This window comes from Microbacterium stercoris, from assembly GCF_017592545.1.
In the GTDB taxonomy this organism is placed as follows: Bacteria; Actinomycetota; Actinomycetes; order Actinomycetales; family Microbacteriaceae; genus Microbacterium; species Microbacterium stercoris.
In genome coordinates this window covers 201,253-216,854 of record NZ_JAGFOA010000006.1, presented here as the reverse complement: position 1 = coordinate 216,854, position 15,602 = coordinate 201,253, and the positions used below count along the sequence as shown (strand labels likewise).

17 protein-coding genes are annotated in these 15,602 nt (G+C 69.0%); 3 read left to right on the top strand and 14 right to left on the bottom strand.

Annotation, left to right across the window (positions count from 1 at the left end):
• Positions 1-7: 7 nt before the first annotated feature.
• From J5V96_RS14740 to J5V96_RS17435, 9 genes are all read right to left on the bottom strand, one after another.
• The gene (locus J5V96_RS14740) at positions 8-454 is read right to left on the bottom strand and encodes a hypothetical protein (RefSeq protein ID WP_208504712.1); all 447 of its coding nucleotides are present in this window, start codon (positions 452-454) and stop codon (positions 8-10) included.
• 124 nt (positions 455-578) lie between these two features.
• A complete protein-coding gene (locus J5V96_RS14735) occupies positions 579-1,439 on the bottom strand; it encodes a hypothetical protein (protein ID WP_208504710.1) in 861 nt (286 codons plus the stop codon).
• Positions 1,440-1,495: 56 nt separating this feature from the next.
• Entirely contained in the window at positions 1,496-1,885 is a 390-nt protein-coding gene (locus tag J5V96_RS14730; protein WP_208504708.1) for a cupredoxin domain-containing protein, read from the bottom strand.
• Between the two features lie 25 nt (positions 1,886-1,910).
• Positions 1,911-2,288, bottom strand: a complete 378-nt coding sequence (locus J5V96_RS14725) for a cupredoxin domain-containing protein (protein WP_208504706.1) — start codon at positions 2,286-2,288, stop codon at positions 1,911-1,913.
• An 11-nt stretch (positions 2,289-2,299) separates the two neighbouring features.
• A complete protein-coding gene (locus J5V96_RS14720; protein WP_208504704.1) occupies positions 2,300-3,913 on the bottom strand; it encodes a multicopper oxidase family protein in 1,614 nt (537 codons plus the stop codon).
• Positions 3,910-5,223 (bottom strand): hypothetical protein, encoded by a 1,314-nt coding sequence (locus J5V96_RS14715; protein ID WP_208504701.1) that lies wholly within the window; start codon positions 5,221-5,223, stop codon positions 3,910-3,912. The genes J5V96_RS14720 and J5V96_RS14715 overlap by 4 nt, the downstream gene beginning before the upstream one ends.
• Entirely contained in the window at positions 5,220-5,900 is a 681-nt protein-coding gene (locus tag J5V96_RS14710; RefSeq protein ID WP_208504699.1) for a methylamine dehydrogenase light chain, read from the bottom strand. The genes J5V96_RS14715 and J5V96_RS14710 overlap by 4 nt, the downstream gene beginning before the upstream one ends.
• 56 nt (positions 5,901-5,956) lie before the next feature.
• A complete protein-coding gene (locus J5V96_RS14705) occupies positions 5,957-6,595 on the bottom strand; it encodes a redoxin domain-containing protein (protein ID WP_208504697.1) in 639 nt (212 codons plus the stop codon).
• A 57-nt stretch (positions 6,596-6,652) separates the two neighbouring features.
• On the bottom strand, positions 6,653-7,249 hold the full coding sequence (locus tag J5V96_RS17435; RefSeq protein ID WP_208504695.1) for a MauE/DoxX family redox-associated membrane protein: 597 nt from the start codon (positions 7,247-7,249) through the stop codon (positions 6,653-6,655).
• A gap of 297 nt (positions 7,250-7,546) precedes the next feature.
• On the opposite strand from J5V96_RS17435, the gene J5V96_RS14695 reads away from it, so the two are divergent.
• Complete coding sequence (locus J5V96_RS14695) at positions 7,547-8,935, top strand: APC family permease (protein WP_208504693.1); 1,389 nt, start codon at positions 7,547-7,549, stop codon at positions 8,933-8,935.
• Positions 8,932-9,648, top strand: a complete 717-nt coding sequence (locus J5V96_RS14690) for a helix-turn-helix domain-containing protein (RefSeq protein ID WP_208504691.1) — start codon at positions 8,932-8,934, stop codon at positions 9,646-9,648. The genes J5V96_RS14695 and J5V96_RS14690 overlap by 4 nt, the downstream gene beginning before the upstream one ends.
• A 62-nt stretch (positions 9,649-9,710) precedes the next feature.
• Here J5V96_RS14690 and ctaF read toward each other — a convergent pair whose 3' ends face one another.
• From ctaF to J5V96_RS14665, 5 genes are all read right to left on the bottom strand, one after another.
• Entirely contained in the window at positions 9,711-10,130 is a 420-nt protein-coding gene (gene ctaF, locus J5V96_RS14685) for an aa3-type cytochrome oxidase subunit IV (protein ID WP_208504689.1), read from the bottom strand.
• Positions 10,130-11,875, bottom strand: coding sequence for an aa3-type cytochrome oxidase subunit I (ctaD, locus tag J5V96_RS14680; RefSeq protein WP_208504687.1), 1,746 nt, complete (start codon positions 11,873-11,875; stop codon positions 10,130-10,132). The genes ctaF and ctaD overlap by 1 nt, the downstream gene beginning before the upstream one ends.
• 2 nt (positions 11,876-11,877) lie before the next feature.
• Positions 11,878-12,804, bottom strand: a complete 927-nt coding sequence (ctaC, locus tag J5V96_RS14675; protein WP_208504685.1) for an aa3-type cytochrome oxidase subunit II — start codon at positions 12,802-12,804, stop codon at positions 11,878-11,880.
• 192 nt (positions 12,805-12,996) lie between these two features.
• Positions 12,997-13,368 (bottom strand): iron-sulfur cluster insertion protein ErpA, encoded by a 372-nt coding sequence (gene erpA / locus J5V96_RS14670; protein ID WP_208504683.1) that lies wholly within the window; start codon positions 13,366-13,368, stop codon positions 12,997-12,999.
• Between the two features lie 83 nt (positions 13,369-13,451).
• Positions 13,452-14,861 (bottom strand): dipeptidase, encoded by a 1,410-nt coding sequence (locus J5V96_RS14665; RefSeq protein WP_208504681.1) that lies wholly within the window; start codon positions 14,859-14,861, stop codon positions 13,452-13,454.
• A 92-nt stretch (positions 14,862-14,953) separates the two neighbouring features.
• Here J5V96_RS14665 and J5V96_RS14660 point away from each other — a divergent pair, with 92 nt between their 5' ends.
• Complete coding sequence (locus tag J5V96_RS14660; protein ID WP_208504679.1) at positions 14,954-15,532, top strand: DUF3043 domain-containing protein; 579 nt, start codon at positions 14,954-14,956, stop codon at positions 15,530-15,532.
• The last annotated feature ends 70 nt before the right edge of the window (positions 15,533-15,602 follow it).

Here is a 15,602-nt window from a genome sequence, read left to right as displayed (position 1 = left end):
GCAGCGCCTATGACGGATCGGGCGCAACGCGCTCGGCGCGCCAGATTCCCTCGGCCTCCGAGAACATCACGGTGTCGGTCTCGCCGGCGATGATCGGCGGCGTGACCGACGACAGGGCACACAGATCGAGGGCGGTCCGTGCGAGCGGCAGCTGCCGCACCACCTCTCCCCCGTCGAGCAGCAGCACCACCTGCCGCGAATCATCGTCCGAGAGGTCAGGGACGGAGGCGGAATCGACACCGAGCGCGGCGGCGGTGGTCTCGCGCGATTGGTACGGGCACACCACGTAGAGCGACTCCCAGGCGACGTCGTCGAAGACCTCCGAGAGCGTGACCGACTTCGTGTGCACGGCCGCCAGCAGCCGGTCCTCGGCATCCGGAGCGGCGGCACACCCCGCGAGAAGCCCGCACAGGATCATCACCGTCGCCGGAGCAAGGCCCCTTGTCTTCCGCATACGAACATGGTCGTCGCCCCGCGCGTGGCGGACATCCGCCGCGAGATGTATGTCGCGCACACGGAGATGCCCGGTGGACACAGGTCCACCGGGCATCCATCCGGCCTGGCGCCGGGCGCCGCGGTCAGGAGATGAGCGCCACCAGTGCGAAAGCAGCCAGCCCGATGAGGCCGGCGCCGGTGATGGCCTGCACGCGCCGGTCGACGAGGCACATCGCGGACAGGAAACCGGGCATCGTGCCACCCGCACGCGTGTGCAGGATGGCGGCGACGCTGGGCAGGCAGCGGCCGAGCGACACCACCGTGAACAGCGTGGCTCCGAGCAGCGGACTGCCCGCGAGGATCACGCCCGCCACGAGCAGGTAGTACGCGCTGGACCGGATGAAGATCAGGAAGCCGGGGCCGATGATCGCGCCATACAGGAACGAGACCGCCCGCGGCGCCATCGTGCGCCGCAGGTGACGGGGCAGCTGCCGGCGCCGCATCGGAGTGGGCATGCGCAGCGCTCCGAGCTCGTGCAGACCGTACAGCACGGCCACGAGCGCCCACACGACGAGTGCCCAGCCGGGAGCGATCACCGCGGACAGCGCCATTCCGATCGCCCCGATCGCGGCCCCGGTCGGGGCGCCGGTGAGCACCGATCCGAGCGCGTGCCAACCGAGCCGACGCACCGGTGTCGATCCGCCCGCGCGGTCGGGCTGCTTCGGTGCCGCCACAACGCCGGCAACCGACATGCCGCACGTCGACCAGTTCGCCGCGATCGCCGTGAGCAGCGCCGTGCCGACGACGGAGGCGGTCAGTGCCGTCCCGGCGCCCGGCGCGACCGCGAGGGCGGCACCGGCTCCCGCGAGGGCGGCGGTGATCGGCAGAATCGCGCGCACACGGATCGGCACGCTCTGGCGCACCGTCGGCCGCAAGGCGGGGAGGTCGGTCTGCAGCACGGGGTGCGACAGGCCGGAGAGCAGCGATGTCTCGATGGTCGTCATTGGTTCCTCCTTCTTTCAGGGGTGGATGCCGGTGCCGTTCGGCCCGGGATGGTTCGTCAGCGGATCCGGACGACGCCGGTCATGTAGGGATGGATCGAGCACACGTAGCGGTGCTCGCCCGGCTCCTCGAAGGTCGCGGAGAAGGAGCCCTCGCCCTGGATGGGACTCTCGAACTCGCCGTCGGTCGCCTCGACGTGATGGAGCATGCCCTCGTCGTCGAAGCTCCACGCGACGGTGTCACCGGCCGCCACCTCGATCTCGGAGGGGGTGAAGGCGAGATCGCGAATCGCGACCGTGTGGGTCGAGGGGGTGTGACCGGCGTGCTCGTGGCTCGCGGCCAGCGCTCCCTCGGTCTGTCCCGCGCCCCCGATCGTGCAGGCGACCAGGCCGGTCGCGGTGAGGAGGGAGACCGCGGCGGCGATGAGGGTCGGCACAGGGCGTCGCATGTTCTCTTCTCGGGGCGAGCGGGACTCAGGGCGCCTCGACGACGACCGTGCCGAGCATCATCGGGTGCGGGGTGCACGTGTAGGTGTAGGTGCCGGCCTCATCGAACGTGAAGGTGAAGGTGCCTTCCGTCATCAGGTCGCTCTGCAGCACCCCCTCCATCTCGTCGAGACCGGAGACGTCGTGCGGCAGACCCCCGTCATCGAAGACCCACTCGACCGTGTCGCCCGGGTGAATGGTGACCTCGGCCGGCTGGTACGACATGTCGGTGACGGTGATGGTGACATCCGCCTCGCTGTCGTCCCCTCCGGCGGCGGCAGGGGTCGCGGCGCACCCGGCGAGGACGAACGTCCCGGCGAGCAGCATCCCGACGGCGGGGCGGAGGAGGGAGCGCGGGTTCGTCATGGGGTGTCCTTTCATCGGATGTAGCGCAGGTTCGTCGTCATGCCTGCTTCGAAGTGGTAGGCGTTGTGGCAGTGGAACATCCACTCGCCCGGGTTGTCGGCATCGAACTCGATGGCGAGCTGCGACCCCGGAAGCGAGATCACGGTGTCCCGCCGGAGGCCCCCGTACTGGGGAACGGCGAAGGTGTGCCCGTGCGTGTGCATCGGATGCCACATCGGCGTCGAGTTCGTCATCGTGATGCGGATCCGCTCGCCCTGCTTCATCACGAGCGCGCCGGCGTCGTCACCTGCGATGCCCCAGGCGTACCGATCGCCCGCCTGGATGAGCTCCACCCGGTAGTCGCGGTCGGGTGGTCGGGTGTCGAGCACACCGGATTCGGCGGGACGCAGCTCGCTCTCCATCACGAGGTGGCGGCTGTGCTCGTCGAGTCGCGTGGGAAGCGGCCCCGAGAAGGGCATCGCGTCGTTCGTCTTCAGGATCGTGGCCGCATGCCCCGGCCGTCCCTCGACGCTCGCCACCACCGGCCAGGCGCCCGAACGGACCGTCACGATCACGTCGACGCGCTGCGCCATCCCCACGATCACGGTGTCCGCCTTCTGGGGCCGGGTGTCGAAGCCGTCCACGGCCACCACCGTGAGCTCGTGACCGCCGACGGCGAGACGATACGGGGTCTCGGCGGCGGCGTTGATCACGCGCAGACGCAGCCTCTGACCGGCGACAGCGTCGATCACCGCCGGGTCCTCGGGTGGGCGCCCGTTGATCAGGTGCAGCGGATAGGAGATGTGCTGAGTCATTCCGCCGAGCGCCCCCGAGTCGCCGTGCCCCTGCGACACGAGATCGGCGGCCAACGTGAGGGCCGCCCCCTCGGGAGTCGGCGCGGGCGAGGCGGTCTGGGCGGCATGGCCGCCGTGTCCGCCGTGCGCACCCGCCAACGCCGGGTTGAGCGCGGCCAGCACGGCATCCGGTGTTGTGCCGAGGCCGTCGACCCAGTCGTCGATCACGATCACGGCGTCCGCATCCACCCCGGTCCGGTCGTCCGGGTCCTCGACGATCAGCGCGCCGAACAGACCGCGGTCCGCCTGCAGTCCGCTGTGCGAGTGGTACCAGTGGGTGCCCGGATCCGGGACCACGAAGTCGTAGTCGAAGGTGCCGCCGTTCGCGGCGATCGGATCCTGCGTGGTGGGTGCGGCGCCGTCCATGTCGTTGCGGATGCGGATCCCGTGCCAGTGCAGCGTGGTCTCCTCCGGCAGCGCGTTCGTCACCGCGACGTGCATCCGGTCGCCGCGCGAGGCGCGCAGCACGGGCGCGACCGCTTCACCGCCATAGGCCCACGTGGTGGCCTTGCGTCCTGCGAGATCGACGACCGCAGCGCCCGCTGCGAGAGCGAAGGCCGCGGTGCGGCCGCTGCTCGTCCGGGCGGCCTCGGCCGCCGCCACCTCGGGGTCATGCGGGAGGATGAAGTCGTATCCGGAACCGGCCGCCGGTGCAGGGGTCTGCGGCGCGCATCCTGTCAGGCCCAGTCCCAGCGACCCGAGTCCCCATGCTCCGACGCCGAGGGCGCCCAGGCGGAGGACTCCGCGACGACTCGTCCGCACATCCAGCAGACCGGCTCCGGAGCGGTTCATCCCATCACCCGCGGGGTGATGATGCGCGACGGCGAATCGGTGAAGTTGTCGATCGTCGAGCGCGACTTCTCCGCGCCGGTGAGCGCATCGAAGCCCACGATCTCGAGCTTCTCATCGGCCGTCGACCCGACGACATACAGCGTCGCGCCGTCTACCGAGTACCCGAAGGCATCGAGCGATGCGAGCTTCATCGATTCCAGGCTCAGGTCGGCCAGGGGCGCGAACGTCTCGGGGTCCGACACGATCAGACGCACCTCGTCGCCGCCGTTGACGGAGTCGGGGTGGATCTCGGAGTCCGTGTAACTGATCACCATGCTCGTGGCGTCGACGTTGAGCACGAACTGGTCGAAGCGCCCCGAGTCCTGGCCCGCGTTGCCGATCGGCTTCTGCTGAGCGGTGGGAAGGCCGTCGCCGAAGTCGAACACGAAGACGTCTCCGTTGGCGGAGACCAGCAGAGCCTTGCCGGCGTCATGAGCGATGCTGGCATGGCGGTTGCTGACGAAGTCGGCGGGCAGCACCTTCTCGCGCCCCGCCTCCGCGAGGGATCCGTCCTTTTTGATCGTGAGCTCGATCAGCTCCCGGTCGCGCTCGCACACGGAGTAGACGGTGCGCTCGACGACCCAGGCGAAGGGTCCGCATTCCGGGATCGCCAGCGCTCCGGTCTCCTCTCCCTCTTCCAGGTCGTAGATGCGCGGGCCGTAGAGGGCGTCATCCCAGAACACGAGGTACCGACCGTCCTGCGTGAGGTCGCTCGACCCCCAGCGCGAGTGCGATCGCGTGTAGTCGGGCATCACGATCTCGTCGGGTGTGAGGAGGTCACCGGAGTACGTCGAAATCGTGAACTCCGCCGCGCCCCGCGATCCGCGCGGTCGCCAGACCTCCTGCGCGAGCACCGCCGGGTCATCGGGATCCTCCCCGACGAACGCGTGGATCACGGGATCCCAGATACCCGGTCCCGTCGTGAACTTCGCCGTCGCCTCCCCGGTCGCCGGGTCGATCACCTGAGAGCTGATCTCCAGCCCCCATCCCTCGCCCATCAGCAGGATCTCGTCCTCGCCGATCGGATCGATCTTGCTCACGTGCAGCTTCTCGGGGATCGCATCGGCCGAGGGGATCTCCTCGTCCTCGCCGCCGAGAGGGGTGTCCTCGTCCGCGGGGGTCCAGGGCTGGTCCGGGAGTTCCACGTAACCCGCCGGCTTCTCCTTCGACTCCCCCTCGGATGCGCCCGCGGTCGCGATGCATCCCGTGAGGGCGACGGTCGTGCCGAGCAGCACGACGGCGGGAAGGACGACGGTGCGACGCGCGCTCATCGCGACCCCGCTCCGACCTTGGGGCGCGCGGAGGGCGCCACTTGGCAGTCGGTGCCGATGATCGGCGCCATGGTGCAGGTGTAGGCCTGCGATTCGTCCGAGACGCACCAGATGATCTCCTGGTCGAACGAGCCGGCGACGGGGTTGTACATGATCGCCTGGTTGTCGGGCTCGCCGCAGAACGTGTTGGAGCACCCCGGAGCGCCACAGCAGTCGTAGTAGGCGATGAGGTATGTCTTGCCGTCGTCAGGATTGGTGCAGCAGCCCACCCAGAACTCCGCGCCCGGCTTCGACCCCGGCGCGCACGTGGTCAGGCCGCCTCCGGCACAGGAGGTGCACGGGGTGCCGTCCATGTTGCACCAGCGCCAGTACTCGCAGGTCGATGTGTCGCCCGTCTCGTCGAACGCCGGGAAGAGCTCGTCGCCACCGGCCGCCGGTCGGTGGGACGGTATGGCGGCGGCCGCGAGGTCGGCGCGCGTCACCGGGAGGCTCGCGATGAGAGCCACTCCGGCGGCCCCGATCCCCCACCGGCCCAGGGCCCCGAGCATCGAGCGGCGCGACGTCGTCTCGGACATCCTGCGCCCGACGCGGCCGATCATGCTGCCGCCCCGGCCTGCCATCCAGTCGATCTGCTCTTGCATGGCCGATTCATCGATCGGGTACTGGTTCTCCGTCATGTCGGTCGATCTCCTTTCTCACGTTCGGTGGTGCGAGGTCTACGTGATCGTCGCGCTCAGCGCGCGATCAGCTCGGATGCGGGCGCCGCGGCAGCGCGCGCCTTCGCGTGCTCGTGCAGGTGCTGCAGGGACGGGGTGCCCGTCTCGAGCGCGTTGAGCAGGCTCTCGACATGCGCCATCTGGTTGCACAGCCCCTTGGCCCGGATCTTGCCGTGCTCGTCGAGGACAACGCCGTAGGGCGTGGTGCCGACCTGATAGGCGATACCCACATCGCGCGCGTCGACGTACGAGAACTCGTCTCGGATGCCGGCCGCGGCAAGGAACGCCTCGTGCTCCTCGGGTGTGCCATCCGAGATCAGCACAACCTCCAGCTCCTTGCGCTCGGCCTTCGCGAGCGCCTTGAGGCCGGGGAGCAGGCTCTTGCACGTCGAGCATTTGGGCCCCGTGAACATCAGCAGCTGGGCACGGTCGCGGTGCCCGGCGACGCTGACGCTGCGGCCGAGATGATCCGTCAGCCCGGCGAACGCGGGGCCGGCCTCCGCGACACGCGGGCCGTTGTCCATCATCCGCGCGCCCAGCGGACCGAGGCGCACCTGCACACGCCCGATCTCTCGGGCGAGCGCGAGATTCATCAGAAAGAGGAAGGCCACGGCGAGTGCCAGGACGACGACGGCGATCAGCAGGAAGAGCGTCATGATGCTCCTTCGGTCGAGAGTGGATGCAGACAGTAGGGAACGGATCCGGGGGCGGCGTCAGGATCGGGAGAGCGACGACGCGGCACGCAGTTCCGTCCGCGCCGCCGCCAGATGGGAGTCGACCGTGCGGCGGCCGGGATGGATCACGCGACGCAGCGACATCGCCGCCAGCCCGCCCGCGAACACCACCGCCGCGATCGCCGTGCCGACGAGCTGCTCGGCGGGCGGGGTGAAGCCCAGACCGACGCGGCCTGGTGCAACGGCGAGCACGCCGCCGGCGAACGCCAGCAGCAAGGCGCGGAACGCGTGGAACCACCCGATGCGCGGTGTCTCTTCCGAGCCCGCGAATCCGAAGCAGCCGCAGTCGAGATCGCGCCGGCCCCGAAGGAGGTTGATCGCGAGTGCGGCGAAGAAGACGAGGAACAGTCCCGTCGCCGCCAGGGGGACGATGCGCAGCGGGATGCCGAGCACAAGCGCCGCGCCCAGGATCACCTGCGCCGTCGGCAGGACCCGGGCGACCAGCCGCTCGAGCGTGGCGGGGAGAAGCCGATACCCGCGCACAACGGTGAGCATCGCGGCGGACTCACGGAGCTTCGGGACACCGGAGAGCAGCAGGATCCCTCCCAGCACTGTCGAAAGCAGCGACCAGATCACGCCTGTCTCCTCTCGTCCACCGCCCCTCCGGTGAGCCCGGCGGCGGTGATCCGAGACTCCCAGCCAGGTCTTTCGTCGCCGTAGCGGCCCGGAGACGATCTCCGCACGGCGATTGGGACGCGACAGGGGGCGGGTGCCCCGTGTGTCCCGGGTCACGTGATGTGCCGGTAACACCGGGGATCCGGCCAGGCAACGCGCCCGCCCTAGGGTCGAGCCAGCTGGAGGCGCAGGATGCAGGCACTCGGACGCGCGATCGTCGAACGGACCCCTGTCGAGGGACTCGCACAGGAATCCCCCTTGGGCGGATTGCGCCGCCGCGATGCCACACGCGTCGATGTGATCGCGCAATCGGTCGCGGCGGTCGCACCCGCGGGCGTCGCCCTCGTCAATCCGGACGAGCTCCAGACCCAAGCCGGATCGTTCACGATGCTCGCGGCGCTGACAACCGTGATCGTCGTTGTGCTGCTCGCCGTGACGCTGAATCTCTTCGCGCGTCGTGTGACCAGCGCGGGATCTCTCTACACCTTCACCGTGCTCGGGTTGGGCTCGCGGGTCGGCATCGTCGCCGGTGCCGCTCTCGCGATCGGCTACCTGTCCATCGCGGCTGTCTGCCTCGTCGGCGCCGCGAGCCGCATCGCGACGCTGATCGGCGCCGACGAGCGCACCTCCCCCGCGATCGGGGCGGGCATCGTCCTCGCAATGGGCGTGCTCGTCGCACTCGTCATCGCCCGCGGTGTGCGCCTGTCGACGCGCATCCTTCTCGTCATCGAGATCATCGCGCTGGCCGCCGTCACCACCGCCGCCGTCATCACCTTCGCCGACGCCGGATGGGACCTGACTCCCGTGCTCCCTCGAGCCGTCGAGGCCGATTCCGGTTTCGACGCGGTGCTCGCGGGCGTCGCGGTGGGTCTCGTGGGCTTCATCGGCTTCGAATCGGGAACCGCCCTCGGGGCGGAGGTGCGGCGGCCGCTCGCCGCCATCCCGCAGTCTCTCATCACCACGGTGATCGTTGTGGGCGTCTGCTACCTCCTGGGGGCCGGAGCGAACACGGTCGGGGGTGCGGCAGCCGGCATGGGCGGCGCCGGAGCGCTTGTGGATCTGATCGTGGCGCTGTCGTTCCTCGCGTGCGCGCTCGCCACGGCGACGGCGCTCGCGCGTCTCTGCTTCGTGATGAGCCGTGAGGGAGTGCTCCCGACGTCACTGGGCGCGATCAGCCGGCGCGGCACCCCCGCGGTGGCCGCGGTCGTCGCGGCGACCGGCGTGGCCGCTCCGGCCCTGCTGATCGTCGCCCTGGGCGGTGCGGGATCCCCTGCCGAGGACACCGCCGACTCCGCGGCCGTTCTGGGGTTCCTGGTCGCCTACCTGCTGGCGGCGGCCGCCGCGCCCGCCTTCCTTGCGCGGATCGGCGAGTTCCGCGGCATCTCGGCCCTCCCCTCGACGATTGTCATCATCGCCCTGGCCGCGACCCTGATCCACTTCCTGTTCGTGATCTCGCCGGAGCGCGCAGGGCCCGTCTGGGCGGGCGCGGTTCTCCTCGTCGTCGTCATCGTTGTGCTGCTCCATCGGGCGCATCGCGACCGCGCGGTCGCCGCACGGATCGGCATCTACGACGTGCCGACCGCGTCCGACTCCATCGGCGGCGCACCCGGTCCGGCGCCCGACACCGTCCCGCGGCGGTCCCGGTGACGGGCGGGCGGGCATCCGCAGACGGCGATCGGGTCTCTCTCGCCCTGCAGGTGCTCGAGCTCGTCGCACGGCACCGCAGCGGGATCTCGGCGAATGACCTCGCGCGCGCCCTGCAGGTGCCGCGGTCCACGATGTATCGCACCGTGAACTCCCTGGTGCAGAGCGAGTTCCTCCTTCGCCACCCCGACCTGACCGGGTTCATCCTCGGAGTGCGGGTGCTGGAGCTGGCGCAGACCGTGTCATCGGTGGTCCCCTCCCCTGAGTCGGCCATTCTCGCCGACCTGCGGCGCACGACCTCGGCGGCGATCCACTTGGCGCGATTCGATGGCGCACGCATCGAGCTCATCGATGAGGACGCTCATCATCCCATCTCGGATGTCGACGCCTTCGCCGCGCACCCCACGCACTCAGCGATCGGCCAGGTGCTGCTCGCGGAACTCCCCGCGCCACGGGCGCGCGCCCTGTGGGGAGTCGCCGAAGAGGAGATCCACGACCTGCGAGAAGCCACGGCGCTGCGCGGATACGCCCAGCAGGTCGGGATGCTCACGCCGAACGGCGCCTGCCTCGCCATCCCCGTGCACGTCGCCGGAGCGGTCGTCGGGGCCGTTGCGCTCTCGGCCCCGCCGACGCACATCTCCACGGCAGCGCGCCACGTCGCCCGCCTGCGCGATGCGGCCGTGGGCATCGGCGCGGTCTGGTCGACGCGCACCTGAGGCAGGCGGACAGCAAGACGCCCCGGTCGGAAGGCATCCGGCCGGGGCGTCTCAGTACTGAATCAGCGAGCGAAGTATCCGCGGTAGTACTCGTACACCCAACCCACGATCGCGATCGCGAAGATGCCGAGTGCCACGGGGATCAGGAACTGACCGACCGCGAGGCCCAGGATCATCAGCGCCGCCGAAGCCGCGAGCACCAGGGGCCACCACGACCAGGGGCTGAACTCGCCCAGCTCCGCGTCGCCGTCGTCGATGTCGGCGTCGTCACGGTCCTCGGGAAGGTTCACCCCGTGCTGACCCTTGTGGATCACCTGGATGTAGAACGCGATCATCGCGGACATGAAGAAGCCGAACGAGAGGGCGACCGTGCCGACCCACTCGATCTCGCCGTGGTCGATGAGAGCCCAGACGGAGTAGACCACAGCCGTGACGGCGAAGAAGCCGGCGAGGAGCCACCAGATTCCGATGTGGGAGCGCATTACTTGACCTTTCCGTCCGCGACGTCGATCACGGGCGCGTCGGGGGCGTCCTTCGCCGGACCCACGCCGACCGGGATCCCGGCCTCAGGGTGGTTCAGGTCGAAGGCCGGACGCTCACTGCGGATGCGCGGAATCGACGTGAAGTTGTGGCGCGGGGGCGGGCACGACGTGGCCCACTCGAGCGATCCGCCGTAGCCCCACGGGTCGTTGACCGTGACCTTCGGCGCGGTGCGCGCGGTGATCCAGACGTTGAGGAAGAACGGCAGCAGCGAGGCGCCCAGGATGACGGCACCGATCGTCGAGAGCTGGTTCTGCCAGGTCCAGCCGTCAGCAGCCGAGTAGTCGGCGTAACGACGGACCATGCCATCCACACCCAGCCAGTGCTGGATGAGGAACGTCATGTGGAAGCCGATGAAGAGCATCCAGAAGTGCACGAAGCCGAGACGCTCGTTGAGCATGCGACCCGTCCACTTCGGCCACCAGAAGTAGAAGCCCGCGAACATCGCGAAGACGACCGTTCCGAAGACGACGTAGTGGAAGTGCGCCACGACGAAGTACGAGTCGGACAGGTGGAAGTCGAGCGGCGGCGAGGACAGGATCACGCCCGTGAGACCGCCGAACACGAACGACACGAGGAAGCCGAGTGCGAAGACCATCGGCGTCTCGAACGTCAGCGATCCGCGCCACATCGTGCCGATCCAGTTGAAGATCTTCACACCGGTCGGAACGGCGATGAGCATCGTCATCAGCGCGAAGAACGGAAGCAGCACGCCGCCCGTCACGTACATGTGGTGCGCCCACACGGCCACCGACAGCGCCGCGATCGCGATGGTCGCGTAGACGAGCGTCTTGTATCCGAAGATCGGCTTGCGGCTGAAGACGGGGAAGATCTCCGAGACGATGCCGAAGAACGGCAGCGCGATGATGTACACCTCGGGGTGACCGAAGAACCAGAACAGGTGCTGCCAGAGGAGCACACCGCCGTTGGCCGGGTCGTAGATGTGAGCGCCGAGCACGCGGTCCGCACCGGCGGCGAAGATAGCCGCCGCGAGCACCGGGAACGCCACGAGAATCAGGATGCTCGTGATGAGCGTGTTCCAGGTGAAGATCGGCATGCGCCACATCGTCAGGCCGGGGGCGCGCATCGTGATGATCGTCGTGATGAAGTTCACCGCGCCGAGGATCGTGCCGAATCCGGAGAGGCCCAGGCCGAGCATCCAGAGGTTTCCTCCGACACCCGGTGAGAACGTCGCGTTCGCGAGGGGCTGGTACGCGAACCATCCGAAGGAGGCGGCACCCGACGGGGTCAGGAAGCCCGCGACGGCGATGGTCGATCCGAAGATGAACAGCCACAGCGCGAACGCGTTCAGACGCGGGAAGGCCACATCCGGGGCGCCCAGCTGCAGCGGCAGGATCGCGTTGGCGAAGCCCGCGAACAGCGGCGTCGCGAACATCAGCAGCATGATCGTGCCGTGCATCGTGAACAGCTGGTTGTACTGCTCCTTGGTGGGCAGCACCTGCATGCCCGGAGCGAACAGCTCGGCGCGGATGATCAGCGCCATGACGCCGCCGATCGCGAAGAAGATCACCGAGGCGATCAGGTACATGTAGCCGATGGTCTTGTGGTCGGTGGACGTCAGCCACTTGACCACGATGTTGCCCTTCTGCTCAGTGCGCGATGCGCTGAGCAGAGCGGCCTGCCGCGGCGGGAGCGTGGTGCGGTGCTCCTGGAGTGTGGTCGCCATGATCAGTGGCCCTCTTCCTCGGATTCGGTGGTCGCGGGGGCGTCGGTGCCGGGGTAGTTCTGCAGTCGGTCGAGCGCATCGTTGATGTCGCCCGTCTGACCGTCGGCCTTCAGCTCGGCGAGGTAGTCCTCGTACTCGGCCTCGGAGACCACCTCGACGTTGAACAGCATCATCGAGTGGTACTCGCCGCAGAGCTCGGCGCACTTGCCGGCGTACGTGCCCTCACGCGTGGGGATGAACGACCACGAGTTGTCGCGGCCGATGTACATGTCCTTCTTGTAAAGGAAGTCGATGATCCAGAACGAGTGGATGACGTCGCGCGACTCGAGGTCGATCGTCACCTTCTTGTCGACCGGCAGCACCAGCGTCGGGAGCTGCGACTGGTCGATGTTGCCGTCCTTGTCGGGCTGAGCCTGGATGCCCATGGTCCACACGGCGTCGGAGTTGTCCTCCTCCTCGCCGTTGTACTGGAAGTCCCAGGCCCACTGCTTCGCGATCGCGGTGATGTTGACGTCGACCTCGTCGGCCGTCCACTGGTGCTCGATGGCCGCCTGGTCGCGCGCCGTGAAGGCGAACATGCCGAGGACCAGGATGAGCGGCACCGTCGTGAAGAAGATCTCGATGGGCATGTTGTAGCGCAGCTGCACCGGCAGGCCGGTCTGGCCCTTGCGGCGGCGGTAGACCACCATCGCCCAGAGCATGAGGCCCCAGGTGATGATGCCCACGGCCAGCAGGACGATCCACGACGAGGTCCAGAGAGCGGCGACGCGCTCGGTCTGGTTGGTGGCGGCTTCGAGGGCAGCGCCGTCGTCGCCCTCGAATCCGGGCAGGTACCCGTGCAGCTCCGTGGGAGTGCAACCGGCGAGGGCGGCGGCTGCGGCGATGGCGACGGGGATCGCGGCCCAGCGAAGGGAGCGTTTCGACGGCACGAATTCACCTTTCGAACGTGGATGAGGCAAAGGCCAGTCTAGGGCAACCTCTCACCCGGTTCAGGACAAGCGCACAGCCGGAGGGCGTGTCCCGGCACCTTTTTCTACAACTTGTCGAGAAACATGCAGGACACGCCCGGAAACGACGAAGAGCCCCGCAGCCAGAGGGTGCGGGGCTCTTCGTCGGAGGACTCAGTGGAAGCTGTCGCCGCAGGCGCAGCTGCCCGAGGCGTTGGGGTTGTCGATCGTGAAACCCTGCTCCGAGATGGTGTCCTTGAAGTCGATCGTCGCGCCGTCGAGGTACGGCACCGACATGTTGTCGACGATGACCTCGACGCCGTCGAAGTCGACCGTCACGTCCTCCTCGAGGAAGCGCTCGTCGAAATAGAGCTGGTAGATCAGGCCCGAGCAGCCGCCGGGCTGCACGGCGACGCGCAGGCGCAGGTCGTCGCGGCCCTCCTGCTCCAGGAGGTTCTTCACCTTGGTGGCCGCCGCGTCGGTGAGGCTCACGCCGTGAGCGCGCGTGTCGGCGACGGTGGTGTCGGCGATGGTCGTGTCGGTCATGACGCTCCTTACGAAGGCGGCCGTCCGATCCGGTCGATCGGACGATGTCGCCACGATTCTACCGCCGCGAGCCGGGGAAGGGCTCAGAGCGCGCGGGCGTTGATCCGACCCAGCAGGAGGGTCTCCGCGCGCACCGCGTTGCGGAACGTCTCGAGGTGGAGCGACTCGTTCGGGCTGTGCGCACGCGAGTGCGGATCCTCGACGCCGGTGACCAGGATCTGGGCGCCGGGGAACTGCCGGACGAGATCCGAGATGAAGGGGATGGATCCGCCGATGCCGAGGTCGACGGGATCCTTGCCGTAGCCGTCGCGCATGGCGCCGCGTGCCTCCTCGACTGCCCATCCCGAGGTGTCGACGAGGAAGCCGTCCCCCAGGTCGATCTCGCTGAAGGCGAGCTCCGCCCCGAAGGGCGCATGCGCCCGCAGGTGCGCCTCGAGGGCGGCGTAGGCCTCCGACGCGGCCTGACCCGGCGCGACGCGCGCGCTCACGACCACGGTCACCTCCGGGGACAGCGTGTTCGAGGCGGCGGCCACGGAGGTGAAGTCGATGCCGGTCACGGTGATCGACGGCTTGTTCCAGATGCGGGACAGGATCTCGCCGCCGCCGATCGGAGACGTGCCCTCGGGGAGCCCGGCCTCGGCGCGCAGCGTCGCCTCCGCGTAGTCCGGCGTCGCGGCGTCACGCGAGGCGAGGCCCTCGACCGCCACGGCCCCCGTCTCGTCCCACAGCGTGGCGAGCAGCTTGATCGTGGCGAGCATGGCGTCCGGCACCGCTCCCCCGAACATCCCCGAGTGCGACGCGTGCTCGAGCGTGCGCACCGTGAGGTGGAACTTCGCGTTTCCGCGCAGGGACACCGTGACGGCCGGCGTCTCGGAGTCCCAGTTGCCCGAGTCGGCGACCACGATCACATCGCTGCGCATCGCGTCGGCGTTCTCCGCGAGGAACGAGCCGAAGGAGCGCGAGCCGAACTCCTCCTCGCCCTCCACGAACAGCACCAGGCCCAGTTCCAGATCGTCGCCGAGCACCTCGTGCAGTGCGCGGAGCGAGGCGATGTGCGCCATCACACCGGCCTTGTCGTCGGCCGCGCCGCGGCCGTACAGACGGCCGTCGCGCACGGTGGGCTCGAAGGGCGGCGTCGCCCAGAGCGACTCGTCCCCCGGGGGCTGCACGTCATGGTGCGCGTAGAGCATGACCGTGGGCTTGCCGTTGCGAGCCGCACGCGTCGCGAGGACGGCGGGCTGGCCCTGCTCGTCCGTGTCCGGGATCGGCGCCGTGAGGATGCGGACGTCCTCGAACACGCCGGTGCCCTCGGCGAGAGCCGCGATGCGGCGTGCACTGATCTGGAGCTGCTCCTGGTCGAACGCGGGCCACGCGATGCCCTGCACGCGCACCAGCTCGCCGAGATCGCCGAGCGCGGCCGGGATGCCGCCTTCGGCCGCATCCAGCAAGTGCTGATCCTGTACGTTCTCGAACTCAGTCGGCTCCGAAGTCATGCGGGTAATCTTAGGTCGACCCCCACACGTGATCCGGGCGTTTCCCGACGTCTGCGCGCGAATCGCGATCCGGACGATCAAGAGGTGCAACTGTGAGCAAGACCCCCGCCGTGAACGACGGCGCATCCGAGGGAACCGTGCTGGGCGGCGGGCCGGTCAGCGGCAAGGGCCGCCCCACTCCCAGCCGCGCCGAGCGGGAGGCCGCGCGCAAGCGCCCTCTCGTCGCCGACTCCAAGGAGGCCAAGGCACGCGCCAAGGCCGAGCTGCGCGAGCGACAGGATCGTGCACGGATCGGCATGGCCAACGGCGAGGAGAAGTTCCTTCCTGCCCGCGACAAGGGCCCGCAGAAGCGCTTCGCGCGCGACTACACGGATGCTGGCTGGCACCTCGGCGAGTTCCTCATGCCCGCGATGATCGTCGTGATCATCACCACGGCGATCCCGAGCGAGGCCGTCACCTTCTACGCCTTCGTCGCCCTGTGGGGCTACATCCTCTTCACCGTGGGCGACATGTTCATCCTGTCCACGACGGTCAAGCGGAAGGCCGCTGCGAAGTTCGGCAAGGACAAGCTCGAGCGCGGGCTCGGATGGTACGCCGCGATGCGATCGGTGCAGATGCGCTTTATGCGCCTGCCCAAGCCGCAGGTCAAGCGCGGCCAGCACCCCGCCTGAACGACCCTCGCGCACGAAGGACGCCCCGGCTCTCCTCGGAGATCCGGGGCGTTCTTCGTGAATCGCGCCG

Coding starts and splice junctions, on each gene's coding strand:
- J5V96_RS14740 (WP_208504712.1), bottom strand. CDS start 454: ATGCGGAAGACAAGGGGCCTTGCTCCGGCGACGGTGATGATCCTGTGC.
- J5V96_RS14725 (WP_208504706.1), bottom strand. CDS start 2,288: ATGACGAACCCGCGCTCCCTCCTCCGCCCCGCCGTCGGGATGCTGCTC.
- J5V96_RS14730 (WP_208504708.1), bottom strand. CDS start 1,885: ATGCGACGCCCTGTGCCGACCCTCATCGCCGCCGCGGTCTCCCTCCTC.
- J5V96_RS14705 (WP_208504697.1), bottom strand. CDS start 6,595: ATGACGCTCTTCCTGCTGATCGCCGTCGTCGTCCTGGCACTCGCCGTG.
- J5V96_RS14720 (WP_208504704.1), bottom strand. CDS start 3,913: ATGAACCGCTCCGGAGCCGGTCTGCTGGATGTGCGGACGAGTCGTCGC.
- ctaD (WP_208504687.1), bottom strand. CDS start 11,875: ATGGCGACCACACTCCAGGAGCACCGCACCACGCTCCCGCCGCGGCAG.
- J5V96_RS14715 (WP_208504701.1), bottom strand. CDS start 5,223: ATGAGCGCGCGTCGCACCGTCGTCCTTCCCGCCGTCGTGCTGCTCGGC.
- erpA (WP_208504683.1), bottom strand. CDS start 13,368: ATGACCGACACGACCATCGCCGACACCACCGTCGCCGACACGCGCGCT.
- J5V96_RS14735 (WP_208504710.1), bottom strand. CDS start 1,439: ATGACGACCATCGAGACATCGCTGCTCTCCGGCCTGTCGCACCCCGTG.
- J5V96_RS14710 (WP_208504699.1), bottom strand. CDS start 5,900: ATGACGGAGAACCAGTACCCGATCGATGAATCGGCCATGCAAGAGCAG.
- J5V96_RS14665 (WP_208504681.1), bottom strand. CDS start 14,861: ATGACTTCGGAGCCGACTGAGTTCGAGAACGTACAGGATCAGCACTTG.
- ctaF (WP_208504689.1), bottom strand. CDS start 10,130: ATGCGCTCCCACATCGGAATCTGGTGGCTCCTCGCCGGCTTCTTCGCC.